Source organism: Citrobacter sp. Igbk 17, assembly GCF_028069775.1.
Taxonomy (GTDB): domain Bacteria; phylum Pseudomonadota; class Gammaproteobacteria; order Enterobacterales; family Enterobacteriaceae; genus Citrobacter.
Genome location: NZ_JANEWI010000020.1, coordinates 1 through 24,098, shown reverse-complemented (window position 1 = coordinate 24,098; position 24,098 = coordinate 1). Strand labels below are relative to the sequence as shown.

General features: G+C 52.4%; 23 protein-coding genes, 2 tRNA genes and 1 rRNA gene. 7 read left to right on the top strand and 19 right to left on the bottom strand.

Annotation, left to right across the window (positions count from 1 at the left end; all coding sequences use genetic code 11):
* Window positions 1-10: 10 nt before the first annotated feature.
* The 5 genes from wzzE to trxA all read right to left on the bottom strand — a co-directional run bounded on the left by wzzE (window position 11) and on the right by trxA (window position 4,340).
* The gene (gene wzzE, locus NNO08_RS13285; protein WP_137383182.1) at window positions 11-1,057 is read right to left on the bottom strand and encodes an ECA polysaccharide chain length modulation protein; all 1,047 of its coding nucleotides are present in this window, start codon (window positions 1,055-1,057) and stop codon (window positions 11-13) included.
* A 12-nt stretch (window positions 1,058-1,069) separates the two neighbouring features.
* Window positions 1,070-2,173 (bottom strand): UDP-N-acetylglucosamine--undecaprenyl-phosphate N-acetylglucosaminephosphotransferase, encoded by a 1,104-nt coding sequence (wecA, locus tag NNO08_RS13280; protein ID WP_005133353.1) that lies wholly within the window; start codon window positions 2,171-2,173, stop codon window positions 1,070-1,072.
* A gap of 239 nt (window positions 2,174-2,412) precedes the next feature.
* On the bottom strand, window positions 2,413-3,672 hold the full coding sequence (rho, locus tag NNO08_RS13275; protein WP_002437993.1) for a transcription termination factor Rho: 1,260 nt from the start codon (window positions 3,670-3,672) through the stop codon (window positions 2,413-2,415).
* 78 nt (window positions 3,673-3,750) lie between these two features.
* The gene (locus NNO08_RS13270) at window positions 3,751-3,834 is read right to left on the bottom strand and encodes a rho operon leader peptide (RefSeq protein WP_101743114.1); all 84 of its coding nucleotides are present in this window, start codon (window positions 3,832-3,834) and stop codon (window positions 3,751-3,753) included.
* A 176-nt stretch (window positions 3,835-4,010) separates the two neighbouring features.
* Window positions 4,011-4,340, bottom strand: coding sequence for a thioredoxin TrxA (trxA, locus tag NNO08_RS13265; protein ID WP_001280776.1), 330 nt, complete (start codon window positions 4,338-4,340; stop codon window positions 4,011-4,013).
* Between the two features lie 239 nt (window positions 4,341-4,579).
* Here trxA and rhlB point away from each other — a divergent pair, with 239 nt between their 5' ends.
* Together rhlB and gppA are read left to right on the top strand one after the other, a co-directional pair.
* Window positions 4,580-5,848 (top strand): ATP-dependent RNA helicase RhlB, encoded by a 1,269-nt coding sequence (gene rhlB, locus NNO08_RS13260; protein ID WP_137383183.1) that lies wholly within the window; start codon window positions 4,580-4,582, stop codon window positions 5,846-5,848.
* Between the two features lie 136 nt (window positions 5,849-5,984).
* Window positions 5,985-7,466 carry a guanosine-5'-triphosphate,3'-diphosphate diphosphatase gene (gene gppA / locus NNO08_RS13255; protein ID WP_271440995.1) on the top strand — a complete coding sequence of 494 codons (1,482 nt, stop codon included), beginning with the start codon at window positions 5,985-5,987 and terminating at the stop codon, window positions 7,464-7,466.
* Between the two features lie 48 nt (window positions 7,467-7,514).
* Here gppA and rep read toward each other — a convergent pair whose 3' ends face one another.
* Window positions 7,515-9,536: a DNA helicase Rep gene (rep, locus tag NNO08_RS13250; RefSeq protein ID WP_271449835.1), complete on the bottom strand. Its 2,022-nt coding sequence runs from the start codon at window positions 9,534-9,536 to the stop codon at window positions 7,515-7,517.
* A gap of 116 nt (window positions 9,537-9,652) precedes the next feature.
* Between rep and ppiC (NNO08_RS13245) the strand changes: the two genes are divergently transcribed.
* Together ppiC (NNO08_RS13245) and ppiC (NNO08_RS13240) are read left to right on the top strand one after the other, a co-directional pair.
* Window positions 9,653-9,934 (top strand): peptidylprolyl isomerase PpiC, encoded by a 282-nt coding sequence (ppiC, locus tag NNO08_RS13245; protein WP_035896545.1) that lies wholly within the window; start codon window positions 9,653-9,655, stop codon window positions 9,932-9,934.
* Window positions 9,935-9,985: 51 nt separating this feature from the next.
* Window positions 9,986-10,267: a peptidylprolyl isomerase PpiC gene (gene ppiC, locus NNO08_RS13240; RefSeq protein ID WP_003017999.1), complete on the top strand. Its 282-nt coding sequence runs from the start codon at window positions 9,986-9,988 to the stop codon at window positions 10,265-10,267.
* Between the two features lie 76 nt (window positions 10,268-10,343).
* On the opposite strand, the gene NNO08_RS13235 is transcribed toward ppiC (NNO08_RS13240), so the two are convergent.
* From NNO08_RS13235 to ilvC, 3 genes are all read right to left on the bottom strand, one after another.
* The gene (locus NNO08_RS13235; RefSeq protein WP_137383186.1) at window positions 10,344-10,709 is read right to left on the bottom strand and encodes a DUF1360 domain-containing protein; all 366 of its coding nucleotides are present in this window, start codon (window positions 10,707-10,709) and stop codon (window positions 10,344-10,346) included.
* The gene (locus NNO08_RS13230; protein ID WP_271456891.1) at window positions 10,702-11,145 is read right to left on the bottom strand and encodes an Rrf2 family transcriptional regulator; all 444 of its coding nucleotides are present in this window, start codon (window positions 11,143-11,145) and stop codon (window positions 10,702-10,704) included. The genes NNO08_RS13235 and NNO08_RS13230 overlap by 8 nt, the downstream gene beginning before the upstream one ends.
* A 190-nt stretch (window positions 11,146-11,335) precedes the next feature.
* Window positions 11,336-12,811 carry a ketol-acid reductoisomerase gene (gene ilvC, locus NNO08_RS13225; RefSeq protein ID WP_271456890.1) on the bottom strand — a complete coding sequence of 492 codons (1,476 nt, stop codon included), beginning with the start codon at window positions 12,809-12,811 and terminating at the stop codon, window positions 11,336-11,338.
* A gap of 153 nt (window positions 12,812-12,964) precedes the next feature.
* On the opposite strand from ilvC, the gene ilvY reads away from it, so the two are divergent.
* Window positions 12,965-13,855, top strand: a complete 891-nt coding sequence (gene ilvY / locus NNO08_RS13220) for an HTH-type transcriptional activator IlvY (RefSeq protein WP_271456889.1) — start codon at window positions 12,965-12,967, stop codon at window positions 13,853-13,855.
* 22 nt (window positions 13,856-13,877) lie between these two features.
* Here the strand turns inward: ilvY and ilvA are convergent, their stop codons facing one another.
* The 6 genes from ilvA to ilvL form a co-directional block, all read right to left on the bottom strand.
* Entirely contained in the window at window positions 13,878-15,422 is a 1,545-nt protein-coding gene (ilvA, locus tag NNO08_RS13215) for a threonine ammonia-lyase, biosynthetic (protein WP_271456888.1), read from the bottom strand.
* A gap of 4 nt (window positions 15,423-15,426) precedes the next feature.
* Window positions 15,427-17,277: a dihydroxy-acid dehydratase gene (ilvD, locus tag NNO08_RS13210; RefSeq protein ID WP_271440990.1), complete on the bottom strand. Its 1,851-nt coding sequence runs from the start codon at window positions 17,275-17,277 to the stop codon at window positions 15,427-15,429.
* A 60-nt stretch (window positions 17,278-17,337) separates the two neighbouring features.
* Entirely contained in the window at window positions 17,338-18,267 is a 930-nt protein-coding gene (locus NNO08_RS13205; RefSeq protein WP_271440989.1) for a branched-chain amino acid transaminase, read from the bottom strand.
* A gap of 17 nt (window positions 18,268-18,284) precedes the next feature.
* Window positions 18,285-18,548 (bottom strand): acetolactate synthase 2 small subunit, encoded by a 264-nt coding sequence (gene ilvM, locus NNO08_RS13200; protein ID WP_003018017.1) that lies wholly within the window; start codon window positions 18,546-18,548, stop codon window positions 18,285-18,287.
* Window positions 18,545-20,191 carry an acetolactate synthase 2 catalytic subunit gene (gene ilvG, locus NNO08_RS13195; protein ID WP_271456887.1) on the bottom strand — a complete coding sequence of 549 codons (1,647 nt, stop codon included), beginning with the start codon at window positions 20,189-20,191 and terminating at the stop codon, window positions 18,545-18,547. The genes ilvM and ilvG overlap by 4 nt, the downstream gene beginning before the upstream one ends.
* A gap of 139 nt (window positions 20,192-20,330) precedes the next feature.
* Entirely contained in the window at window positions 20,331-20,429 is a 99-nt protein-coding gene (ilvL, locus tag NNO08_RS13190) for an ilv operon leader peptide (protein ID WP_001311244.1), read from the bottom strand.
* Between the two features lie 352 nt (window positions 20,430-20,781).
* Between ilvL and NNO08_RS13185 the strand changes: the two genes are divergently transcribed.
* Window positions 20,782-22,302, top strand: coding sequence for a YifB family Mg chelatase-like AAA ATPase (locus NNO08_RS13185; RefSeq protein ID WP_271456886.1), 1,521 nt, complete (start codon window positions 20,782-20,784; stop codon window positions 22,300-22,302).
* 24 nt (window positions 22,303-22,326) lie between these two features.
* Here NNO08_RS13185 and maoP read toward each other — a convergent pair whose 3' ends face one another.
* Window positions 22,327-22,665 carry a macrodomain Ori organization protein MaoP gene (gene maoP, locus NNO08_RS13180; RefSeq protein ID WP_003018025.1) on the bottom strand — a complete coding sequence of 113 codons (339 nt, stop codon included), beginning with the start codon at window positions 22,663-22,665 and terminating at the stop codon, window positions 22,327-22,329.
* Window positions 22,666-22,771: 106 nt separating this feature from the next.
* On the opposite strand from maoP, the gene hdfR reads away from it, so the two are divergent.
* Window positions 22,772-23,617, top strand: a complete 846-nt coding sequence (gene hdfR, locus NNO08_RS13175; protein ID WP_271440986.1) for an HTH-type transcriptional regulator HdfR — start codon at window positions 22,772-22,774, stop codon at window positions 23,615-23,617.
* 101 nt (window positions 23,618-23,718) lie between these two features.
* Here hdfR and NNO08_RS13170 read toward each other — a convergent pair.
* The 3 genes from NNO08_RS13170 to rrf form a co-directional block, all read right to left on the bottom strand.
* Window positions 23,719-23,794: transfer RNA gene (locus NNO08_RS13170), tRNA-Trp, on the bottom strand.
* A 52-nt stretch (window positions 23,795-23,846) separates the two neighbouring features.
* Window positions 23,847-23,923, bottom strand: a tRNA-Asp gene (locus tag NNO08_RS13165).
* 55 nt (window positions 23,924-23,978) lie between these two features.
* Window positions 23,979-24,094: ribosomal RNA gene (gene rrf, locus NNO08_RS13160) — 5S ribosomal RNA — on the bottom strand.
* Window positions 24,095-24,098 lie beyond the last annotated feature (4 nt).

Below are 24,098 nucleotides of genomic sequence, written 5' to 3'. Positions count from 1 at the left end.
AACGATATTGCTAAATCGAACGGCGACGGGTTAACGCGACACCAGCACCGATCAGGGCCCCAACGATGCCCCACATAATCATCAGGAAGGCACGACGTGGGCTATCACGTTTTACCGGTTCTTCCGGCGTCCGCAAATAACGATAGGTCTGAAAACGCGGATCCAGGGTCGGGCCTACGTTCAGCGTGTTCAGCATGGCCCTGTTTTGAAAATAGTCCATATCAAAATCTGGGCCAACAGACTGCAGGTTTTCGAGTCGCGCCTGTAGCATAGGACGTCCGAGTAAAAACAACTCAGAATCAGGTAACTCTTCAGCAGGGACATCAGTAGAAGTACGCGAAATATTATGCTGCTCAGCAATTTTGAGCGCTTGTTCAATGTTATGAACACGGCGAGAGAAAATCGATTTTGCTACCTCTTCCTGCCGTTTGACCTGCGCTTTCATTTGCACCGTCCGCGCAGCCCATGCGCCTTTCAGCTCATCGTTCAGATGACGTGCTGCACGCTGACTGGCAAAGGCCACGTACTGGCGCAGCAGATTGTTGGCATCAGGTGCCGTTTCCGCAATCAGCTTCACGCTGTCATTGGTGTTCCGCAACGCATCACCAGGCATAAACTGAATGTTATTGATCAGTTCATCCAGCAGCGCGGCATCGGCTTTACTGTTTCCAACCATACGCTGCTTATAGTAATCAGTCTGCTGCCAGAATTCACGACGCGTATCCCAGGAGGCAAGCTGCATGATAAATTCTTTATAGGCTTCATCCATCACCGACGGCTGGTCCGTTGACGCGAGGCTGGCCTTAATATCCAGGTTGCGCAGGAACTGTTGTTGAGAATAATACCCCCCCAACATATTGACCGTAGGCTTGTCTGAAATAGCCGTTGCGCTCCACTCCTGACGGGCGAAAAAAGTATAGGCGAGAGCAACAAGTGCAAATGCGAGCGCCATACCGACAATCCACACCTTCCCTGCCCATAAGGTACGAAACAACCCACGGATATCCAGTTCATTTTCAGCGCTCACGGCGTCTTCCCCCGGTAATGGTTGTGTCATCGCATCCTCAATTCACTTGGTTAAGTTTGGTTTGCCTTCACGAATTCTTCGCAGTCTGCGCTTCACTCGCTTGATAAATCTCGCCACTTTCCAGGCACGCTTGATACAGTATCCGTAGAGGCCAAATGCCATTAAAAACAGCACCAGCATGGCCCATTCCGGAACCAAACGGAAATATTCAGCCAGCACACCGATCGATGCCAACACGGCCGCAGCCAGCGTAATCAGAACAAATGCCTGGCGGGAAGTAAACCCAGCCCGCATCACCAAATGATGAATGTGCTGGCGATCGGCTGAGAACGGGCTCATGCCCTTACGCAAACGCCGGTACATGATTGCCACCATATCCATCAATGGGATGGCGATAATCCACAGTGCGGTAACTGGGCTTATAGGATGCGTTTTGCCCTGCGTGGTTTCCAGCAGGATCCAGATGATGGTAAAACCAATCAGCGTACTGCCGGCATCACCCATGAAGACTTTATAACGGCGCCCAAGAACGCCCAGGTTCAGCAGAATATAAGGCAGAATGGCGGCGATCATCGCAAAACACCATACGGCCAGACTCGTCTGCCCATCGAACCACAGGATAAACCCCATCGCCGCGAATGAAACGCTGGACAGCCCACCTAGCAGGCCGTCAATGCCGTCCACCATATTGAAAGCATTAATTGCCGCCCAGACGGCAAACAGCGTCAGTAAATAGCCAAACGGACCAAGAATCATCTCCCAGGGGCCAAAAATATACCCAAGGCTAAGAAGATAGAGTTTGCCAACCGACATCATGATGATGCCGATCGCGGCCTGGATAGTTGCGCGAATTTTTACACTGATATCAAAACGATCGTCCAGCGCGCCAACCAAAACCAGCACGCCGGCACAGGCCAGATAGAGAGATGCATGCGGGATGTAATAATCAGCAATCACAAACGTAAAGCAAATACCTGCGTAAGCCGAAATCCCCCCAACCAACGGGATCAATCCTTGATGCCGTTTGCGAAAGTTGGGTTTATCCACTAAACCAATCTTTTTTGCGACCTTACGCGCAAAGAAAAGAAACAGTGTTGTGAATAAAAAAATACTGATGAGATCAGTGCTTACTGTCAGTAAATTCACAATGCATGCTCTCAGAGAAAATTAATAGCAGAAGTATAACCACGAAGACCTTTATTCAGAAGGGAAACCCGCCTCCATATCCGATGGTTCTGTATAATTATCAACCACAAGATACAAATTACGAATCTTTTTCAACCTGGCGGTATGTCATACCGTATTATTGTTATTGTGTCGTTAAGATTACAGCTATAAAAGCAAAACGCCACGTAAAAACGTGGCGTTTTCGGATGATGTCTGAATTATGAGCGCTTCATCATATCGAAGAAGTCATCATTGGTCTTCGTCATCGCCAGCTTATTAATGAGGAACTCCATCGCATCAATTTCACCCATCGGATGGATGATTTTGCGCAGGATCCACATTTTCTGCAGCTCTTCCTGGGTGGTAAGCAGCTCTTCTTTACGGGTACCGGAACGATTGTAGTCGATAGCCGGGAAGACGCGTTTTTCAGCAATCTTACGAGAGAGATGCAGTTCCATGTTGCCGGTACCTTTAAACTCTTCGTAGATAACTTCATCCATTTTAGAGCCGGTATCGATAAGCGCAGTCGCGATGATGGTCAGACTGCCGCCCTCTTCCACGTTACGCGCCGCACCGAAGAAACGCTTCGGACGATGCAGGGCGTTAGCATCCACACCACCAGTCAGTACTTTCCCGGAAGCCGGGACCACGGTGTTGTAAGCACGCGCCAGACGCGTGATGGAGTCGAGCAGGATGATAACGTCTTTCTTGTGTTCAACCAGACGTTTCGCCTTCTCGATTACCATTTCCGCAACCTGAACGTGGCGAGATGCGGGTTCGTCAAAGGTAGAAGCCACAACTTCACCTTTAACCAGACGCTGCATCTCGGTCACTTCTTCCGGACGTTCGTCAATCAGCAGAACCATCAGCACGCAGTCCGGGTGGTTGTAGGCAATGCTCTGCGCAATGTTCTGCAGCAGCATTGTTTTACCCGCTTTCGGCGGTGCTACAATCAGACCACGTTGACCACGACCGATCGGCGATGCCAGATCCAGTACGCGCGCCGTTAAGTCCTCGGTAGAACCATTACCACGCTCCATACGCAGACGGGAGTTTGCGTGCAGCGGCGTTAAGTTTTCGAAGAGGATTTTGTTACGGGCGTTTTCCGGTTTGTCGTAGTTAACTTCGTTAACTTTCAACAGCGCAAAATAGCGTTCACCTTCTTTCGGCGGGCGAATCTTACCAGAAATGGTATCACCAGTGCGGAGGTTGAAACGGCGGATTTGGCTTGGGGAAACGTAGATGTCATCAGGACCGGCGAGGTAGGAGCTGTCTGCAGAGCGGAGGAAACCAAATCCATCCTGCAATATCTCCAGCACACCGTCACCAAAGATATCTTCGCCACTCTTTGCGTGCTGCTTCAGGATGGCAAAAATAATGTCCTGCTTGCGCATACGAGCCAGGTTTTCAAGGCCCATATTTTCGCCGAGAGTGATCAGCTCAGAAACCGGCGTATTCTTTAATTCGGTAAGATTCATAATGGTGTGAGTTCTTAAACTTGGGGTAAATCTCGAACTTAATGTTGTGAATGGTATGGCAGGGTCATCCATGCCTGTTTACGGCCATCGACTCATGTCTGTTCGCTGTCTGGTCACAGGAAAGTACGCAGAACTGAAACGACAAGACGGATTGAGTGACAAGGCCCTGAATCTGTCAACTTCTCGCACGAGAAACAACGGGAAGTATTGGATAAAGCTAGATTCAAACTTAATAAGGTATGTTTAATACGAAGTCAACACTAACTTAGCACGACTCAAGTCGGGCGTCCAGTCATCCGAATCATTTCGAAGTATGGCCGCCCGATCATGATACTTCCTTACGCTAAGTTAGCGTCGAGGAACTCTTTCAACTGACCTTTGGACAGTGCGCCAACTTTAGTCGCCGCAACTTCACCGTTTTTAAACAGCAGAAGGGTCGGGATGCCACGAATACCATACTTCGGCGCGGTGCCTGGGTTTTGGTCAATGTTCAGTTTAGCAACCGTCAATTTGCCCTGATATTCGTCAGCGATTTCATCCAGAATCGGAGCGATCATTTTGCACGGACCGCACCACTCTGCCCAGAAATCAACGAGGATCGCTCCGTCCGCTTTGAGTACATCCGTGTCAAAACTGTCGTCAGTCAGGTGAATAATTTTATCGCTCATAATAACTCCACAGGAATAAGCCTGGTGTGTTGGTGTTTACACATCATCCTTCAAGCCGCCTTTTTGTTGGCTGTGCGCTGTGTCCCAGTTACGTACTCAGTACGCTTCTGTGGACCCATTCACTTGCCATCTCGACGCATCATGAATGAATTGTGTACAGTATTAACCAACTAAAGGTTGACTTTATTTCACCGGATACGCTTTCGTAAAGCAATAGTAAGCTGATATTCTACCACACTATGAGCAAAACACATTTAACAGAACAGAAGTTTTCCGACTTCGCCCTGCACCCAAAGGTGATAGAAGCCCTTGAAAATAAAGGGTTTCATAACTGCACGCCCATTCAGGCCCTCGCGCTGCCGCTAACGCTGGCAGGCCGTGATGTTGCAGGGCAGGCGCAAACCGGTACCGGAAAAACGATGGCGTTCCTGACGTCAACGTTTCATTATCTTCTCTCTCATCCCGCGATTGCCGATCGCAAGGTGAACCAACCGCGTGCGTTAATTATGGCGCCAACGCGTGAGTTAGCCGTGCAGATCCACGCCGACGCTGAGCCGCTGGCACAGACCACTGGTCTGAAATTAGGCCTGGCTTATGGCGGTGATGGCTATGACAAACAGCTGAAAGTGCTGGAAAGCGGCGTCGATATTCTTATCGGCACTACCGGTCGTCTCATTGACTACGCAAAGCAGAACCATATCAACCTGGGCGCGATTCAGGTCGTGGTACTGGATGAAGCCGATCGTATGTACGATCTTGGCTTTATTAAAGATATTCGTTGGCTGTTCCGCCGTATGCCGCCAACCACTCAACGCCTGAACATGCTGTTTTCCGCAACCCTCTCTTACCGCGTCCGTGAACTGGCGTTTGAACAGATGAACAACGCCGAGTACGTTGAAGTTGAACCGGAACAGAAGACGGGCCACCGTATTAAAGAAGAACTCTTCTATCCTTCAAACGAAGAGAAAATGCGTTTGCTGCAAACGCTGATTGAAGAAGAGTGGCCAGATCGCGCCATTGTTTTTGCGAACACCAAACATCGCTGTGAAGAGATCTGGGGCAGTCTTGCTGCTGACGGACATCGCGTAGGCCTGCTTACCGGTGATGTGGCGCAGAAAAAACGCCTGCGTATCCTTGATGAGTTCACCCGTGGCGATCTCGATATTCTCGTCGCGACCGATGTCGCGGCACGTGGCCTGCACATTCCAGCCGTAACGCACGTGTTTAACTATGACCTGCCGGATGATTGTGAAGATTACGTCCACCGCATTGGTCGTACAGGTCGTGCAGGCGCAAGTGGTCATTCTATTAGCCTGGCTTGTGAAGAGTACGCGCTGAATTTACCTGCAATCGAGACCTACATTGGCCACTCGATTCCGGTCAGTAAGTACAACCCGGACGCGCTGATGACCGACCTGCCGAAGCCGCTGCGCCTGACGCGCCCACGCCCAGGCAATGGCCCGCGTCGTACCGGCGGTGCCCCACGTAATCGTCGTCGTTCAGGTTAAGAAAAGTTATGCCATACACAAAATCATTCAGCCTGTATCAAGGCGGCAAGAAAACGAATCCCGATGAGCTTACTTTAGTCAGTGATTCGGGTGAGAGAACGCAGCCAACACAGATACAGGTTGAAGGATGAAGTGTATGAATTCTACTTCGCTGTATGCGGCAATAGATCTCGGCTCTAATAGTTTTCATATGCTGGTTGTACGCGAGGTGGCGGGAAGCATCCAGACGCTCACGCGTATCAAACGCAAGGTGCGTCTGGCTGCCGGCCTGAACAACGACAACGTTCTCTCCGCTGAAGCCATGGAACGCGGCTGGCAATGTCTGCGCCTGTTTGCAGAACGTCTGCAGGATATCCCACACCCGCAAATCCGCGTCGTCGCCACCGCGACACTACGTATTGCCGTAAACGCCAACGCGTTTATCGCTAAAGCACAAGAGATCCTCGGCTGTCCTGTCCAGGTGATTAGCGGCGAAGAAGAAGCCCGACTGATTTATCAGGGTGTCGCCCATACTACCGGCGGAGCCGATCAGCGCCTGGTCGTTGATATTGGTGGTGCCAGTACTGAACTGGTCACCGGTTCCGGCGCACAAACCACCTCCTTGTTTAGTCTGTCAATGGGCTGCGTTACCTGGCTCGAACGGTACTTCACCGATCGTAATCTGGCGCAGGAAAATTTTGACGAAGCAGAGAAGGCGGCGCGTGAGGTTCTACGCCCGGTAGCAGATAAACTGCGCTTTCATGGCTGGAAAGTCTGTGTTGGTGCCTCTGGTACCGTGCAGGCACTACAGGAAATCATGATGGCGCAGGGAATGGATGAGCGTATTACGCTGGCGAAACTCCAGCAGTTAAAACAGCGCGCCATTCATTGTGGACGCCTGGAAGAGCTGGAAATAGAGGGCCTAACGCTGGAACGCGCATTGGTGTTCCCCAGCGGACTGGCCATTCTGATCGCTATTTTCACGGAACTGAACATTCAGTGCATGACCCTCGCAGGTGGCGCATTACGCGAAGGTCTGGTCTACGGCATGTTACATCTGGCAGTGGATCAGGATATTCGCAGCCGTACGTTGCGTAATATTCAGCGTCGATTTATGGTCGATACTGAGCAAGCGCATCGGGTTGCCAATCTGGCGACTAAATTCCTCGATCAGGTAGAAAAAAAGTGGCATCTTGAAGCGATAAGTCGTGAACTACTGATTAGCGCCTGCCAGTTACATGAAATTGGGCTGAGCGTCGATTTTAAGCAGGCACCACAGCATGCGGCGTATCTGGTACGCAACCTCGATCTCCCGGGATTTACCCCCGCGCAAAAAAAACTGTTAGCCACGCTGTTATTAAATCAGACCAACCCAGTCGATCTCTCTTCGCTCCACCAGCAAAACGCCGTGCCTCCGCGTATCGCTGAGCATCTTTGTCGCTTGTTACGGCTTGCGATCATCTTCGCAAGTCGTCGCCGTGACGATTTAGTGCCCGAAGTTCATTTAGATGCAAGAGATGAACACCTTACGGTAACGCTACCTGCTGGATGGCTGGCGCATCACCCACTGGGTAAAGAGCTCATCGATCAAGAAAGCCAGTGGCAAAGCTATGTTCACTGGCCTTTAGAAGTGCACTAAACTTCAAGTATTGCCGGATGGCGCTACGCTTATCCGGCCTACAAAAACCTACTTCTCTTTTGCTTTGGCCATCATAGCCCGAATATTCGCGATACTGGCTTGCCCCTTTTGCATCCGCTCCTCAGCGCTCACCACTTTACGCTCCTGTTCCCAGATTACGTCATCCTGTGGCAGTTCCAGCAGGAAGCGGCTCGGCTCCGGACGCACCAGCTCCCCGTATTGACGGCGTTCTTTGCACAACGTGAAGATAAGCTCTTTCTGTGCACGGGTAATGCCGACGTAGGCCAGACGACGCTCTTCATCAATGTTGTCTTCATCAATGCTGCTCTGATGAGGTAAAAAGCCCTCTTCCATTCCCACCATAAACACATAGGGGAACTCCAGCCCTTTTGAAGCATGTAGCGTCATCAGCTGCACCTGATCCAACTCTTCTTCGCTTTCTCCACGCTCCATCATATCGCGCAGGGTAAAACGGGTAACAACCTGAGTCAGGGTCATCGGCTCTTCCAGATCGCTGCCTTCCAGCATCTCCGTCATCCAACTGAACAGCGTGTTGACGTTCTTCATACGCATTTCCGCCGCTTTTGGGCTCGGCGAAGTCTCATACAGCCAGGATTCGTAATCAATGCCATGGATCAGGTCACGCACGGCGGCAATCGGTTCACGCTCCGCGAGGCGCTGGATTTCCCCTAGCCAGTGCGTAAAGCGGGTCAGAGAATCATAACCGCGGCCGGTCAGCGTCTGGCTAAGCCCCATATCAAAACTGGCGGTAAACAGGCTTTTATTACGCGTCATGGCCCACTCACCCAACTTTTGCAGTGTCGCTGGGCCGATCTCACGCTTCGGTGTATTAACAATACGCAGAAACGCGCTGTCGTCATCCGGGTTGCTCAGCACGCGCAGATAGGCGAGCAGATCTTTGATTTCCGGACGCGAGAAAAACGATGTCCCCCCGGAAATTTTGTACGGGATGCGGTTCTGCATCAGGAATTTTTCGAACACTCGTGACTGGTGGTTGCCACGATACAGGATCGCATAGTCCTTATACTGCGTCTTATTCACGAAGTGATGAGCAATCAACTCCCCGGTCACACGTTCCGCTTCATGCTCTTCGTTGTTGGCACTCAGTACTTTCAGCTCAGGTCCGTAGCCCAGCTCAGAGAACAACCGCTTTTCAAATACATGCGGGTTATTGGCAATGAGGATGTTCGCGGCCTTCAGGATACGCCCGGAAGAACGATAGTTCTGCTCCAGCTTAACCACCTGCAGCGCCGGAAAATCTTTGCTCAGCAGCACCAGGTTTTGTGGACGCGCACCACGCCACGAGTAAATCGACTGATCGTCATCACCCACGACGGTGAAGCGTGCACGGCTGCCCACCAATAACTTCACCAACTCGTACTGGCTGGTGTTGGTATCCTGATATTCATCCACCAGCAGGTAGCGAATCTTGTTTTGCCAGCGCTCACGAACCTCTTCATTACGTTGAAGCAGAAGCGTCGGGAGTAAGATCAGATCGTCAAAGTCAAGAACGTTACACGCCTTCATATGCGCGTCGTACAGACCATAGCAGTGCGCAAAAATACGATCGCGTTCGCCTTTAGCGCTGGCCGCTGCCTGCGCCGGGGTCATCAGATCGTTTTTCCAGTTGGAGATCGTGGAGATCAGCTGTTGGAGGATCAGTTTATCGTCCTCAATTAACCCTTCGGTCAGTTCCTTAAGCAGGGCGACCTGATCGGTATCGTCAAACAGCGAGAAGTTCGACTTCATCCCCAACGCCGCAAATTCACGCTTGATGATATCCAGCCCCAGAGTGTGGAAGGTGGAGATCATCAATCCACGTGCCTCTTTACGACCGAGCGTCTGCGCTACACGCTCTTTCATTTCACGGGCGGCCTTATTGGTAAACGTCACCGCCGCGATATGCCGCGCCTGATAGCCACAAACGCGAATCAGGTGCGCAATTTTATTGGTGATAACGCGCGTCTTACCGGAACCCGCTCCCGCCAGCACCAGGCAAGGGCCAGTGACGAATTCGACGGCTTGTTGTTGTCCGGGGTTTAAACGCATAGGGGCATTGCTCAATCTGTAAACACGGGGGTGTGGATTGTAGCAGAAAGTCAGGCTGAGATTTACCCGCCGAATGGTAAAGTGTTGGGTAGCAAATCAACGATAAGAGTGACCTTATGGCAAAGAGCGCGGCAGCCCTGCACATCCTGGTAAAAGAAGAAAAACTGGCGCTGGAGATCCTCAGCAAACTGGAGCGAGGAATCAGCTTCGATCATCTGGCAAAACGCTATTCCCGCTGCCCTTCCGGGCGCAACGGCGGCGATCTTGGCGAGTTCAAGCAGGGAATGATGGTGGGGCCATTCGACGCCGCCGTTTTTAGCTGCCCGCTACTTAAGCCTTTCGGGCCGGTCAAAACCAAATTTGGCTATCACATCATCAAGGTGCTGTATCGGCGATAAGCCATGCTAAAATCGCCAGCCTTACAGACTCGCTTATAGAAAGGCTCGATCATGGCAAAAACAGCAGCAGCAGTGCATATCCTGGTGAAAGAAGAGAAACTGGCACTGGATCTTCTGGAACAGATTAAAAACGGCGCAGATTTCGGCAAGCTGGCGAAGAAGCACTCCATCTGCCCATCGGGCAAACGCGGCGGTGACTTAGGTGAATTCCGCCAGGGCCAGATGGTTCCGGCGTTCGATAAAGTGGTCTTCTCCTGCCCAGTGCTGGAGCCAACCGGCCCGCTGCACACTCAGTTCGGTTACCACATCATTAAGGTGTTGTACCGTAACTAAGGTGTATCCCCGGCATCGGCGTTGCCTCGTCCGGGCTACCGGTCGTTCGTAGCCCGGACGAGGCAACGCCGGATTTTTATTTCTGCGATTGCAGCGTCTGCTGGGCGTTATGCTTCATCACGTGGGTGCTAACCGCCGCCTGGAACACCTTAAACATCAGGCCGTTAATCAGCGTAGTGATAGTAATCACGATAAACGCCGTCATCACCCAGTCAATCAGCGCAAACCCGCTGTTCAACAGCGCCGGGCGATATACCGCCATCCCGCCAAATACCACCCAGTGGCTTAAGCAATAGAAGCAGTGGAATAAGTGCCCCATCAGCGCGTTCTTTTCCGTCGTCCATTCGCGAAACGCGGCAAACAGCTCCGTCTGCGTCACCGTCATCGAAATACTGCTCGCCGCCATCGCAATCATCAGGCAGGTGGTTAAATTTTCAATCATGGTCGTGACCTTTGTCGTTGAAGTAGCTAATAAATTCGCAGCCGATATCCTGTAGCGTCAGGCGTTTAAAACGATCGAGGATCAGCGTCTGCGCATCGGCGAGCGTCTCTGACATCACCCGGTTTACCCCCTGTTCTACCAGGCACTGCGGGTTTTCGCTGCGGTTGCCCAACGCAAACAGCGCCGGTTCGCCGAGCGCCATGTAGATATCGTAAAGCGTGATGTCGCTAACCGGCCGACACAGCCGCCAGCCGCCGTGGTGCCCCTTAGTGGCACAGACAATGTTGTTTTCCCTGAGCCCGGCAAGCAGCTTGCGGATGAATGCCGGATTGCCGTCGATAAAGGCAGCCATCTGTTCGGATGTCAGAGGTTTGTCCATCTGCTCCAGGTGAAGCAGGATGTGCAGCGTTGCTGAGAATGAGTTGTTTGTTTTCATGTAACTTACAATATTACATAAGATAGATATGAGCAATCCCAGAAATGATCATCTGTACAAATAAAAGCTATCTACATGATAAAAAGATGAATTTAGATGATAAGAGCGGAGCGAGCGATCCCGTCAAACGCAGATAAAAAAACGGCCCGGTAGCGAGGCGCTGACCGGGCCGGATGATAACGAGCTTTTATTAGCCTGCTACTGCGATACGCTTCATATCGGTCATGTAGCCGCGCAGTTTCTTACCAACCTGCTCGATAGCGTGGCCGCGAACCGCTTCGTTCACGTCGCGCAGCTGGGCGTTGTCTACCGCGCCTTCAGCAATCGCTTTGCCCAGGTCGCCGGTCTGCAGGGTAGTCATAAACTCTTTCAGCAGCGGTACGCAAGCGTAAGAGAACAGGTAGTTACCGTATTCTGCGGTATCGGAGATAACCACGTTCATTTCGTACAGACGCTTACGGGCGATGGTGTTCGCGATCAGCGGCAGTTCGTGCAGTGATTCGTAGTAAGCAGACTCTTCGATGATGCCGGAATCCACCATGGTTTCGAACGCCAGCTCAACGCCCGCTTTCACCATCGCAATCATCAGAACGCCTTTATCGAAGTATTCCTGCTCGCCGATTTTACCTTCAAACTGCGGTGCGGTTTCAAACGCGGTTTTACCGGTCTCTTCACGCCAGGTCAGCAGTTTCTTATCGTCGTTAGCCCAGTCAGCCATCATGCCGGCAGAGAATTCACCGGAGATGATGTCGTCCATGTGTTTCTGGAACAGCGGCACCATGATCGCTTTCAGTTGTTCTGACAGCGCATAAGCACGCAGTTTTGCCGGGTTAGACAGACGGTCCATCATCAAAGTGATGCCGCCCTGCTTCAGCGCTTCGGTGATGGTTTCCCAACCGAACTGAATCAGTTTTTCTGCGTAAGCCGGGTCGGTACCTTCTTCCACCAGCTTGTCGAAGCACAGCAGAGAGCCCGCCTGCAGCATACCGCACAGGATAGTCTGCTCGCCCATCAGATCAGATTTCACTTCTGCCACAAAGGAGGATTCCAGCACGCCCGCACGGTGACCACCTGTTGCCGCAGCCCAGGCTTTAGCGATGGCCATGCCCTCGCCTTTCGGATCGTTTTCCGGGTGAACCGCGATCAGCGTTGGTACACCGAAACCACGTTTGTACTCTTCACGCACTTCGGTACCCGGACACTTCGGTGCCACCATCACTACGGTGATGTCTTTACGGATCTGCTCGCCCACTTCAACGATGTTGAAGCCATGGGAGTAACCCAGCGCCGCGCCGTCTTTCATCAGCGGCTGTACGGAACGCACAACGTCGGAGTGCTGTTTGTCTGGCGTCAGGTTAACCACCAGATCCGCCTGCGGGATCAGCTCTTCGTAGGTACCCACTTTGAAGCCGTTTTCAGTCGCTTTACGCCAGGAAGCACGTTTCTCAGCGATCGCTTCTTTACGCAGGGCGTAGGAGATATCCAGACCGGAGTCACGCATGTTCAGGCCCTGGTTCAGACCCTGCGCGCCACAGCCGACGATGACCACTTTTTTACCCTGAAGGTAGCTTGCGCCGTCGGCGAATTCTTCGCGGCCCATGAAGCGACATTTGCCCAGCTGAGCCAGCTGCTGACGCAGATTCAGTGTATTAAAGTAGTTAGCCATGATGGTGTACTCCGTGATGTTGTGTGTCTTATTGTTCGGTTCGCGTTTCAGCGAGAATGAACCCACATTACAACAGGAAATTTATTGCGGAAATTGATATATTCACAACATCACATTGCAATTTATGCAACGTAGAAACCCGGGGGCTCGTCTGTGGATTTACGCGATCTAAAAACCTTCCTGCACCTGGCGGAAAGTCGCCACTTTGGCCGAAGTGCACGGGCCATGCACGTCAGTCCTTCTACGCTTTCCCGGCAGATTCAACGCCTGGAAGAGGATCTTGGTCAGGCGCTATTTGTCCGTGATAACCGCACGGTCACACTCACCGAAGCGGGCGAAGAGCTGCGCGTTTTTGCCCAGCAGACGCTGCTGCAGTATCAGCAATTACGCCATACCATTGATCAGCAAGGACCGTCGCTGTCAGGTGAGCTGCATATCTTTTGTTCGGTGACCGCCGCCTACAGCCATTTACCACCGATCCTTGATCGCTTCCGTGCCGAACACCCGTCGGTGGAAATCAAACTCACTACCGGTGATGCCGCCGATGCGATGGATAAAGTGGTCACTGGCGAGGCTGACCTGGCGATTGCCGGGAAGCCAGAAACGCTGCCTGGCGCGGTGGCCTTTTCCATGTTGGAGAACCTGGCGGTGGTGCTGATTGCCCCGGCACTGCCTTGCCCGGTACGCAATCAGATTTCCGTAGAGGAACCTGATTGGTCCACGGTACCCTTTATCATGGCTGACCAGGGGCCGGTTCGCCGCCGCATTGAGCTGTGGTTCCGCCGTCATAAAATCAGCAATCCCTCAATTTACGCCACGGTCGGCGGTCATGAAGCGATGGTCTCCATGGTGGCACTGGGCTGCGGTGTGGCGCTGCTGCCGGAAGTGGTGCTGGAAAATAGCCCTGAACCGGTGCGCAACCGCGTGATGATTTTAGAACGTAGCGACGAGAAAACGCCGTTTGAGCTGGGCGTTTGCGCACAAAAAAAGCGGCTGCATGAGCCGCTGATTGATGCGTTCTGGAGCTTGCTACCTGGGCACTAATGCCGGAAGCGCCTTATCCGGCCTACCCTGCCAGAAAGAACCTGAACGCAGGGTTATGACTCTCATCATGGCAGTCGTAGCCCAGCTCATTTAGTCGCGTTTCAAAATCCGGCTCATGATCGCCCAGTTCAAACGCCGCCAGAACACGGCCGTAGTCAGTTCCATGACTGCGGTAGTGGAACAATGAAATATTCCAGTGCGTCCCCAGCGTATGCAGAAACTTCAGCAGCGCCCCCGGCGATTCCGGGAATTCGAAGCTGAACAGCCGCTCCTGCAAGGGTTTTGACGGACGTCCACCGACCATATAGCGCACGTGCAGTTTTGCCATTTCATCGTCGGAAAGGTCCACCACACTGTAGCCCCCCTCGTTGAGCAACTGGAGGATTTCCTTACGCTCTTCCAGACCGCGACTCAGACGTACCCCGACAAAAATACAAGCGTCTTTGGCATCGGCAAAACGATAGTTAAACTCGGTAACCGAGCGCCCACCCAGCAATTGGCAGAATTTCAGGAAGCTGCCCTTCTCTTCCGGGATGGTCACTGCCAGCAATGCTTCACGTTGTTCCCCCAACTCGCAGCGTTCAGAAACGTAGCGCAGGCCGTGGAAATTAACGTTAGCGCCGGAAAGCACATGCGCCAGACGCTCGCCGCGAATATTGTGCTGGGCGATGTATTTTTTCATTCCCGCCAGCGCCAGCGCGCCCGATGGCTCAGCCACGGCTCGCACATCTTCAAACAGGTCTTTCATCGCCGCGCAAATAGCATCGCTATCGACGGTGATAATGTCATCGAGATACTCCTGGCACAGACGGAAGGTTTCATCACCAATGCGTTTGACCGCTACGCCTTCAGCAAAAAGACCGACGCGTGGGAGATCCACCGGATGACCGGCCTCCAGCGCCGCTTTCAGGCAGGCAGAATCTTCAGCTTCCACGGCAATCACTTTAATTTGTGGCATCAACTGTTTAATCAGTACGGCGACACCGGCGGCCAGACCACCGCCACCGACCGGTACAAAAACGCGATCAAGATGGGCATCCTGCTGCAGTAATTCCAGCGCCAGCGTACCTTGCCCGGCAATCACCATCGGGTGATCGAACGGCGGGACCCAGGTAAAGCCTTGCTGTTGCGACAGCTCAATTGCTTTGGCTTTGGCTTCATCAAAGTTCGCGCCGTGCAGCAATACTTCGCCACCGAAACCGCGCACGGCATCGACTTTGATATCAGCGGTAGCCGTCGGCATGACAATCAGCGCTTTCACACCTAAACGCGCAGAGGAGAACGCCACGCCCTGGGCATGGTTTCCTGCTGATGCAGTGATCACGCCATGCGCTTTCTGCGCTTCAGTCAGTCCCGCCATCATGGCATAGGCTCCGCGCAGCTTGAAACTGTGCACGGGCTGTCGGTCTTCGCGTTTCACCAGAATGACGTTATCGAGGCGCGAAGAGAGCTTGTCCATTTTTTGTAACGGTGTGACCTGCGCCGCTTCGTACACCGGCGCACGCAGTACCGCTCTGAGATATTCAGCACCTTCCGGTGTGCCGGACAGGGGTTGTGAATCCGCCATCGTCTTAACCCCCCAGTTTCGATTTATCGCGCACCGCACCTTTGTCGGCGCTGGTTGCCAGGCTGGCATAGGCGCGCAGGGCAAAAGAGACCTGACGCTGACGATCTTTTGGTGTCCAGGCTTTGTCACCGCGTGCTTCCTGCGCTTCACGGCGCGCAGCGATTTCCGCATCACTCAGTTGCAGTTGAATGCCACGATTCGGGATATCGATAGCAATCATGTCGCCATCTTCGATAATCGCGATATTACCGCCGCTGGCCGCTTCCGGTGAAACGTGACCGATAGAGAGGCCCGAAGTACCGCCAGAGAAACGGCCATCTGTTATCAGGGCACAGGCCTTGCCCAGACCCATCGATTTCAGGAAGGTGGTTGGGTAAAGCATTTCCTGCATCCCTGGTCCGCCTTTCGGCCCTTCATAGCGAATAACTACCACGTCGCCGGCAACCACTTTGCCGCCAAGAATAGCCTCAACCGCATCGTCCTGGCTTTCATACACTTTTGCCGGGCCGGTGAATTTCAGGATGCTGTCATCCACGCCTGCGGTTTTCACGATGCAGCCGTTTTCCGCGAAGTTACCGTACAACACAGCCAGGCCGCCGTCTTTGCTGTAGGCGTGTTCCAGCGAGCGGATACAACCTTCGGCGCGATCGTCATCCAGCGTATCCCAACGGCAGTCCTGCGAGAACGCCTGGGTGGTACGGATGCCGGCCGGGCCTGCGCGGAACATCTTTTTCACCGCGTCATCTTTGGTCAGCATCACGTCATACCGATCGAGCGTTTGCGGCAGCGTCAGACCCAGCACGTTTTTCACGTCACGGTTCAGCAGGCCTGCTCTGTCCAGTTCACCTAAAATGCCCAGTACGCCGCCCGCGCGGTGCACGTCTTCCATATGGTATTTCTGCGTACTTGGCGCCACTTTACACAGCTGCGGCACTTTACGAGACAGCTTGTCGATGTCACTCATAGTGAAGTCGATTTCCGCTTCCTGCGCTGCCGCCAGCAGGTGCAGAACGGTGTTGGTGGAGCCGCCCATCGCGATATCCAGTGTCATGGCATTTTCAAACGCCGCCTTGCTGGCAATGTTGCGCGGCAGAGCGGAAGCGTCATCCTGCTCATAATAGCGTTTGGTCAGCTCGACGATACGCGAACCGGCATTGAGGAACAGTTGCTTACGGTCAGCGTGGGTCGCCAGCAACGAACCATTACCTGGCTGCGACAGACCCAGCGCTTCGGTCAGACAGTTCATCGAGTTGGCGGTGAACATCCCCGAGCAGGAGCCGCAAGTCGGACAGGCGGAACGCTCAACCTGTTCGCTTTGTGAGTCAGAGACTTTCGGGTCCGCGCCCTGAATCATCGCATCAACCAGGTCGAGCTTGATGATTTGGTCAGAAAGCTTGGTTTTCCCGGCTTCCATTGGGCCACCGGAAACAAAGATCACCGGAATATTCAGGCGCAAAGAGGCCATTAACATCCCGGGGGTGATTTTGTCGCAGTTGGAGATGCAGACCATCGCATCGGCACAGTGGGCGTTAACCATGTACTCGACCGAATCGGCAATCAGCTCGCGCGACGGCAGTGAATACAGCATGCCCCCGTGGCCCATGGCAATTCCGTCATCCACAGCAATGGTGTTGAACTCTTTTGCTACGCCGCCTGAAGCTTCAATTTGTTCGGCAACCAGCTTACCGAGATCGCGCAGATGCACGTGCCCTGGCACGAACTGGGTAAAGGAGTTCACCACAGCGATAATCGGTTTCCCGAAGTCGTCATCGGTCATCCCGGTGGCGCGCCACAATGCGCGGGCACCCGCCATATTACGGCCATGGGTGGTGGTGGCAGAACGATACTTAGGCATGCTTGATTAACTCCCGTCTGTCTAATAATTGGGACGGTGCGTGCCGTCCCAAATTTATGTTTATTGATTAACCTGATCCAACCAGCCGTATTTATCTTCCGTTTCACCGGTGAAGAGGCCAAAGAAGGCTTGCTGGATGCGTTTGGTGACTGGACCGCAGCGGCCTTCACCGACCTGAATACCATCAACGCTGCGTACTGGTGTGATTTCCGCTGCGGTGCCGGACATGAACACTTCGTCGGCCAGATACAGCGATTCACGGGAAAGTACCTGCTCACGCACTTCGATATCGAGATCTTTCGCCAGCTTAATGATCGCGTCACGCGTGATGCCTGGCAGCGCAGAAGAGGTAAATGGCGGGGTGAACAGAATGCCGTCTTTAACTTCAAACAGGTTTTCACCGGCACCTTCGGAGATGTAGCCATTCACGTCCAGCGCAATACCTTCCTGATAACCATGACGACGCGCTTCGCTACCCACCAGCAACGAAGACAAATAGTTACCACCCGCTTTAGCCGCAGTAGGGATAGTGTTTGGTGCAACACGGTTCCAGGAAGAAACCATGGCATCAATCCCCTGATCCAGAGCATCTGCACCAAGGTAAGCCCCCCATGGGAACGCAGCAATAATTACATCGGTGGTGTATCCCGCAGGCGGGTTAACGCCCATACCTACATCGCCAACAAAAACCAGCGGACGGATATAGGCGCTGGTCAGATTGTTTTTGCGGATCACCGCGCGGCATGCTTCCATCAGTTCATCAACGCTCTGAGAGACCGGAAAACGATAGATCTTGGCTGAATCACGCAGACGCTGCATGTGCTCGCGATGACGGAACACCACCGGCCCTTTGTGAGAGTCGTAGCAACGGATGCCTTCAAATACCGAAGTACCGTAATGCAACGCGTGGGACATCACGTGAACCTTCGCGTCTTCCCAACGAATCATCTCGCCATTAGACCAAATGTAATCAGCTTTTTTCGTCGTCATTTTTCTTCCTTTTGCGCTCAGGCGCGGATTTGTTGTGATGTGGTTGTGCTCTGGCAGATAGCAACGTGCGCAACATCTACCAGTTTACTTAACTGACTAAACAGTAAGTCGACCGACCGGGGGCTGGCAACGGTCAATTCGATATTTATATTCTGCGCATCGCTGGCGGCTTCCATATTCATGGAGCACACCTGAAAACCACGATGGCGTACCACGCGTAAAACACGTTCTAACGTTTCCGGATTGAAACGAGCCTCAACGGCGACCTGATGTTGCATCATGATAATTTCTCCAGCATTTCTGAGTTGCTGGCACCTGGTGGTACCAGAGGCCAGACATTCTCAAGTTCGTCGATTGAGACATGAAGCAGGTATGGCCCCTCACTGTTCAGCATAGTGTCGAGAGCCGCTTCAACCTGGTCTTTACGGGTGATGTGTTGACCTGGGATGCCGAAGGCACTGGCCAACATGAGGAAATCGGGGTTATCGGTAAGGGTGGTTTCGCTATAACGTTCCTGGAAAAACAGCTGCTGCCATTGTCGAACCATGCCTAACCGTTGGTTGTCGAGTAAGACGATCTTCAACGGCAATTGCTTACGTTTTACGGTGCCCAGCTCCTGTACATTCATCATGAAGGAACCGTCACCGGAGATACAGATTACCGTATCGTTCGGGCGAGCTACCTGCGCGCCAACCGCAGCAGGTAAACCAAAGCCCATCGTTCCCAGCCCGCTGGAAGTAATGAAATTTTCCGGGCGGGTATAGGTCATATGCTGTGCCGACCACATCTGATGCTGGCCAACATCCGTTGTAACAACGCTATCCGCAGGTTTACGGTCCGACAGTTGTTTTAACAACAACGGCGCATAGATGGCCTCACCCGGATGGTCGTAGCGCCAGGTATGCTCTGCGCGCAGTTCTGCACTGTGCTGACGCCAGGCGTCAACGTTCAGAGGTTGTTGTAATGCCGGTAACAGCGTATTTAAATCGCCCTGTAACGCTACGTGCGCCTGACGCAGTTTGTTCATCTCAGCCGGATCGATATCCATGTGGATCACGCTGGCGTTCGGAGCGAAGGTGTTCAGCTTGCCAGTCACCCGGTCATCAAAACGAGCCCCGACAGCGATCAGTAAGTCGCATTCCTGCACCGCAAAATTCGCGGCCTTGGTTCCGTGCATCCCCAGCATTCCCAGGTAATACGGATAATCAGCGTCAACGGCGCCCAGACCTTTCAGCGTACAAGCGACCGGTAATTGGGTCAGCGCGATAAATTCACGCAGGGCAGGAACCGCCTGCGCCATACCAACGCCCCCCCCTACGTACAGGATTGGTTTTTGCGCCTGCGCCAGCATGTTACGCGCCAGCTCAACGTCAGCATGAGGGAATGCGGCCGAATCTTCTACGGTCGTGAAATACGGTTCCAGCATACCGCTGGCTAACTGGATATCTTTCGGGATATCAACCAGAACAGGCCCCGGACGGCCGGAGTTAGCCACGTTGAAAGCTTCCGCCATAATGCGCGGCAACTCATCCAGTGACTGGACCAGGAAGCTATGTTTGGTGCAGGACAGTGACATACCCAGCACGTCTACTTCCTGAAACGCATCGGTTCCGATGAATGGTGCAGCAACCTGGCCGGTGATGGCCACAACAGGAACGGAATCTAACAGCGCATCAGCAAGACCCGTAATCAGGTTGGTCGCACCCGGACCGGAAGTGGCAATACATACACCGGTTTTACCTGTAGAACGGGCATAGCCAATAGCCGCCATCGCCGCCCCCTGCTCATGACGGCACAACAGGTGTTCTACGCCGCCGTCATACAACGCATCGTAAACCGGCATAATTGCGCCACCGGGATAACCGAAAACGGTTTTAACCCCTTGTGCACGCAACGCATGTACCACCCACTGAGCCCCATTCATAGTTACATCCCCGCCGTAAATCTTGAGAAACAGAATTTTATGCTACCGTTCACTTTCTGCTCCTCATGTCTGTTTTTAAGGTCAAAAAAAACCCCCGAACCTTTCGGTGCGGGGGTCTTAGTTCGTTAAGGCTTGTTTTCTAAGCCTTTCCTCGTCCAAGTGCAGCCCCGCACGGTGGGATAATAATCACCACCACGCTAATCACGACCAGGCTAATCACTCGTAGAAGGGCTGTCATTTTTGTATGTTCTTGCATCTTGTTCGAAGGAATACCTAAAGAGTTACCATAGAATTTGCGAATAGCACAAGATATTTTTGTTTTCATTTTTCTGACGCCGTTAACGGTTTAGATAAATACCGTTGTTTTTTATACAAAAAATATAAAATGAAAATATTTCACGTTTCAGCGCATCAGCACAACCTGCGATCCCTTCTCTCAGCACACTCATACGCATTTGCGAGCGAGATTCCAGACATAGTGCAAACAATACCTGAGTGCACAAAAACACAGGAATAAGCATCTAAAAACACCAATTATGCAGAATCTTGCCAATATCTATTGAGACATAATATTCCTATCAGGAGGGGTTATGTCACTATCGATTGTTCACACACGCGCCGCCCTCGGCGTGAATGCACCAGCCATTACCATCGAAGTACATATTAGTAATGGCCTGCCTGGTTTAACCATGGTGGGGTTACCTGAAACGACAGTGAAAGAGGCTCGCGATCGGGTACGCAGTGCAATTATTAATAGCGGGTATGAATTCCCCGCCAGGAAGATAACCATCAACCTGGCTCCGGCTGACCTCCCCAAAGAAGGGGGGCGATATGATTTACCTATCGCCGTTGCGCTTCTGGTCGCCTCTGAGCAGCTTACAACCCATAATCTCGATACCTATGAGCTGGTAGGCGAATTAGCGCTTACAGGCGCTTTACGCGGCGTTCCAGGCGCTATATCAAGTGCAACCGAAGCGATTCGTGCAGGCCGGCGAATCATTGTCGCTAAAGAGAATGCCGCAGAAGTTGGCCTAATACACGGTGAAGGGTGCTTGATTGCCGATCACCTTCAGGCGGTATGCGCATTTCTGGAAGGAAAGCATGATTTAGATAAACCGCAATCTGCAGACTTTACCGCCGAACCTTCGCCAGAGGATCTCAGTGATGTCATCGGTCAGGAACAGGGCAAACGGGGGCTGGAGATCACCGCCGCTGGTGGTCACAACCTCCTGCTTATCGGCCCTCCGGGTACGGGCAAGACCATGCTGGCCAGCCGCCTCAGAGGATTGCTTCCTCCACTTAGCAACGATGAGGCGCTGGAAAGTGCAGCGATCCTCAGTCTGGTCAATTCCGATACAATACAAAAACAGTGGAAGCAACGCCCTTTTCGTTCTCCCCATCACAGTGCTTCATTAACCGCAATGGTGGGGGGTGGTTCTATTCCCGCCCCGGGAGAGATCTCCCTGGCGCATAACGGTATATTATTTCTGGATGAATTACCTGAGTTTGAGCGACGCACGCTGGATGCACTACGCGAGCCTATTGAGTCTGGACAGATCCATTTGTCCCGCACGCGGGCTAAAATAACCTACCCAGCGCGTTTTCAACTGATTGCTGCTATGAATCCCAGCCCAACGGGCCATTATCAGGGGAACCATAACCGCAGCAGTTCAGAACAGACGCTGCGTTATCTCAATCGACTATCAGGGCCTTTTCTTGACCGCTTTGATCTCTCCCTCGAAATCCCCTTGCCACCCCCAGGCATACTCAGCCAGTGCGCGGTGAAAGGAGAAGACAGCGCTACGGTAAAACAACGCGTTCTGGCTGCACGGGAACGTCAGTACCAGCGGCAAAATAAGTTAAATGCGTATCTGGACAGTCAGGATATACATAAATTTTGCATGCTTCGTAGAGATGATGCGCACTGGCTTGAGGACACGTTAGCTCGTCTTGGATTGTCCATCCGCGCCTGGTTACGTCTGATAAAAGTCGCACGTACAATTGCGGATATTGAACAGTGCGACCATATCACCCGCCTGCACTTACAGGAGGCCGTTGCTTATCGGGCGATAGATCGGTTATTAATTCACCTGCAGAAATTACAGGCATAAAAAAAGGGCTTACGCCCTTTTTTATCAATCATCAGATTCGGTGTAATCTTCTGCACCTTCTACCTGAGGTTTCCCGCCAGACAGAGTGTGGAAGCGTTTCGGACGCTTAATACGCGTCATGTACTTGGACCACACACGTTCAGCTTCAGTAACCGGTTCACGTTCACCGCGGCATACCGCAACAAACAATTTTTCTTCTTCAGTTACTGGCTCACGTTTGCCCAGATCCAGCTCGTTGAAGGCATAGCCATGACGCTCGAGCAGCTGTGCCTCTTTAATGGTGAAATCACCATGACGGGAGAATCCGCGGGGGTAATATTTATTGTCGAAATATCGATTAGTCGTCGTAAAGCTTTCCGCCATCCTGCACGCTCCTAATTCTTTGGCCGAGCTATTTATGGCGCGGAGTATTAGTTACGCTTGACAGAGCGTCAAACAAAAGATTTAAATCATCACGACAAATAATTTTATGGAGCGCGTTGTGGATACGGAATTGTTAAAAACTTTCCTGGAAGTTAGCCGGACACGCCACTTTGGTCGGGCAGCTGAAGCGCTCTACCTGACCCAGTCGGCAGTGAGTTTTCGGATCAGACAACTGGAAAATCAACTGGGTGTGAACCTGTTCACCCGACACAGAAACAATATTCGTTTGACCGCTGCAGGTGAAAAATTATTGCCTTACGCAGAAACTCTGATGAATACGTGGCAAGCAGCACGTAAGGAGGTCGCGAATACCTCACGGCACAACGAGTTTTCGATCGGTGCCAGTGCATCCCTTTGGGAATGCATGCTCAATGACTGGTTGCGGCGTTTGTACCAATCTCAGGAGCCACAATCCAGCCTGCAGTTTGAAGCGCGAATCGCTCAGCGCCAGTCGTTAGTAAAGCAGCTCCATGAAAGACAACTGGATCTGTTAATTACGACAGAAACCCCAAAAATGGACGAATTTAGCAGCCAACTGTTGGGATATTTCACGCTGGCGCTTTATTGTAGTGCCCCTTCGCAAACCAAAGATGAACTGAATTATCTGCGTCTGGAATGGGGACCGGATTTTCAGCAGCACGAAGCGGGATTGATTGCAGGAGATGAAGTACCGGTACTTACCACCAGTTCTGCAGAACTGGCAAGACAGCAACTTTCTGTAATTAAGGGGTTTAGTTGGCTTCCCGTCAACTGGGCCAGAACCAAAAGCGATCTTCACACGGTTACTGACAGTACGACGCTTTCACGTCCGCTATATGCGGTTTGGCTGCAAAATAGCGACAAACATGCGCTAATTCGTGATTTGCTGAAAACAAATATTTTGGAAGATTAATGAAAACGCTGGCAAGGATGCCGGGAAACAATGAACAGGAAGATCTCGAACAAAATGTTCAGGTAAAAAAAATCCTTAGCAAAAATGCTAAGGATTGTTTCTGGCAGGGGCGGAGAGACTCGAACTCGCGACACCCGGTTTTGGAGACCGGTGCTCTACCAACTGAGCTACGCCCCTAAATTTTCTTATCATTAAGCCTGCTTAGTAGCAGGCTTAATTTTCTAATAAGTGGCGGAACGGACGGGACTCGAACCCGCGACCCCCTGCGTGACAGGCAGGTATTCTAACCAACTGAACTACCGCTCCACCGAATTTCTTTGTCACCACCCGGATTATTCATCCCGGTTTACTGCAATTTGATGCCTGGCAGTTCCCTACTCTCGCATGGGGAGACCCCACACTACCATCGGCGCTACGGCGTTTCACTTCTGAGTTCGGCATGGGGTCAGGTGGGACCACCGCGCTACAGCCGCCAGGCAAA

Bases quoted from the DNA above. Each gene is read 5' to 3' on its own strand.
- wzzE (WP_137383182.1), bottom strand. From the start codon at position 1,057: ATGACACAACCATTACCGGGGGAAGACGCCGTGAGCGCTGAAAATGAA.
- rho (WP_002437993.1), bottom strand. From the start codon at position 3,672: ATGAATCTTACCGAATTAAAGAATACGCCGGTTTCTGAGCTGATCACT.
- trxA (WP_001280776.1), bottom strand. From the start codon at position 4,340: ATGAGCGATAAAATTATTCACCTGACTGACGACAGTTTTGACACGGAT.
- rhlB (WP_137383183.1), top strand. From the start codon at position 4,580: ATGAGCAAAACACATTTAACAGAACAGAAGTTTTCCGACTTCGCCCTG.
- gppA (WP_271440995.1), top strand. From the start codon at position 5,985: ATGAATTCTACTTCGCTGTATGCGGCAATAGATCTCGGCTCTAATAGT.
- rep (WP_271449835.1), bottom strand. From the start codon at position 9,536: ATGCGTTTAAACCCCGGACAACAACAAGCCGTCGAATTCGTCACTGGC.
- ppiC (WP_035896545.1), top strand. From the start codon at position 9,653: ATGGCAAAGAGCGCGGCAGCCCTGCACATCCTGGTAAAAGAAGAAAAA.
- ppiC (WP_003017999.1), top strand. From the start codon at position 9,986: ATGGCAAAAACAGCAGCAGCAGTGCATATCCTGGTGAAAGAAGAGAAA.
- NNO08_RS13235 (WP_137383186.1), bottom strand. From the start codon at position 10,709: ATGATTGAAAATTTAACCACCTGCCTGATGATTGCGATGGCGGCGAGC.
- NNO08_RS13230 (WP_271456891.1), bottom strand. From the start codon at position 11,145: ATGAAAACAAACAACTCATTCTCAGCAACGCTGCACATCCTGCTTCAC.
- ilvC (WP_271456890.1), bottom strand. From the start codon at position 12,811: ATGGCTAACTACTTTAATACACTGAATCTGCGTCAGCAGCTGGCTCAG.
- ilvA (WP_271456888.1), bottom strand. From the start codon at position 15,422: ATGGCGGATTCACAACCCCTGTCCGGCACACCGGAAGGTGCTGAATAT.
- ilvD (WP_271440990.1), bottom strand. From the start codon at position 17,277: ATGCCTAAGTATCGTTCTGCCACCACCACCCATGGCCGTAATATGGCG.
- NNO08_RS13205 (WP_271440989.1), bottom strand. From the start codon at position 18,267: ATGACGACGAAAAAAGCTGATTACATTTGGTCTAATGGCGAGATGATT.
- ilvM (WP_003018017.1), bottom strand. From the start codon at position 18,548: ATGATGCAACATCAGGTCGCCGTTGAGGCTCGTTTCAATCCGGAAACG.
- ilvG (WP_271456887.1), bottom strand. From the start codon at position 20,191: ATGAATGGGGCTCAGTGGGTGGTACATGCGTTGCGTGCACAAGGGGTT.
- ilvL (WP_001311244.1), bottom strand. From the start codon at position 20,429: ATGACAGCCCTTCTACGAGTGATTAGCCTGGTCGTGATTAGCGTGGTG.
- NNO08_RS13185 (WP_271456886.1), top strand. From the start codon at position 20,782: ATGTCACTATCGATTGTTCACACACGCGCCGCCCTCGGCGTGAATGCA.
- maoP (WP_003018025.1), bottom strand. From the start codon at position 22,665: ATGGCGGAAAGCTTTACGACGACTAATCGATATTTCGACAATAAATAT.
- hdfR (WP_271440986.1), top strand. From the start codon at position 22,772: ATGGAGCGCGTTGTGGATACGGAATTGTTAAAAACTTTCCTGGAAGTT.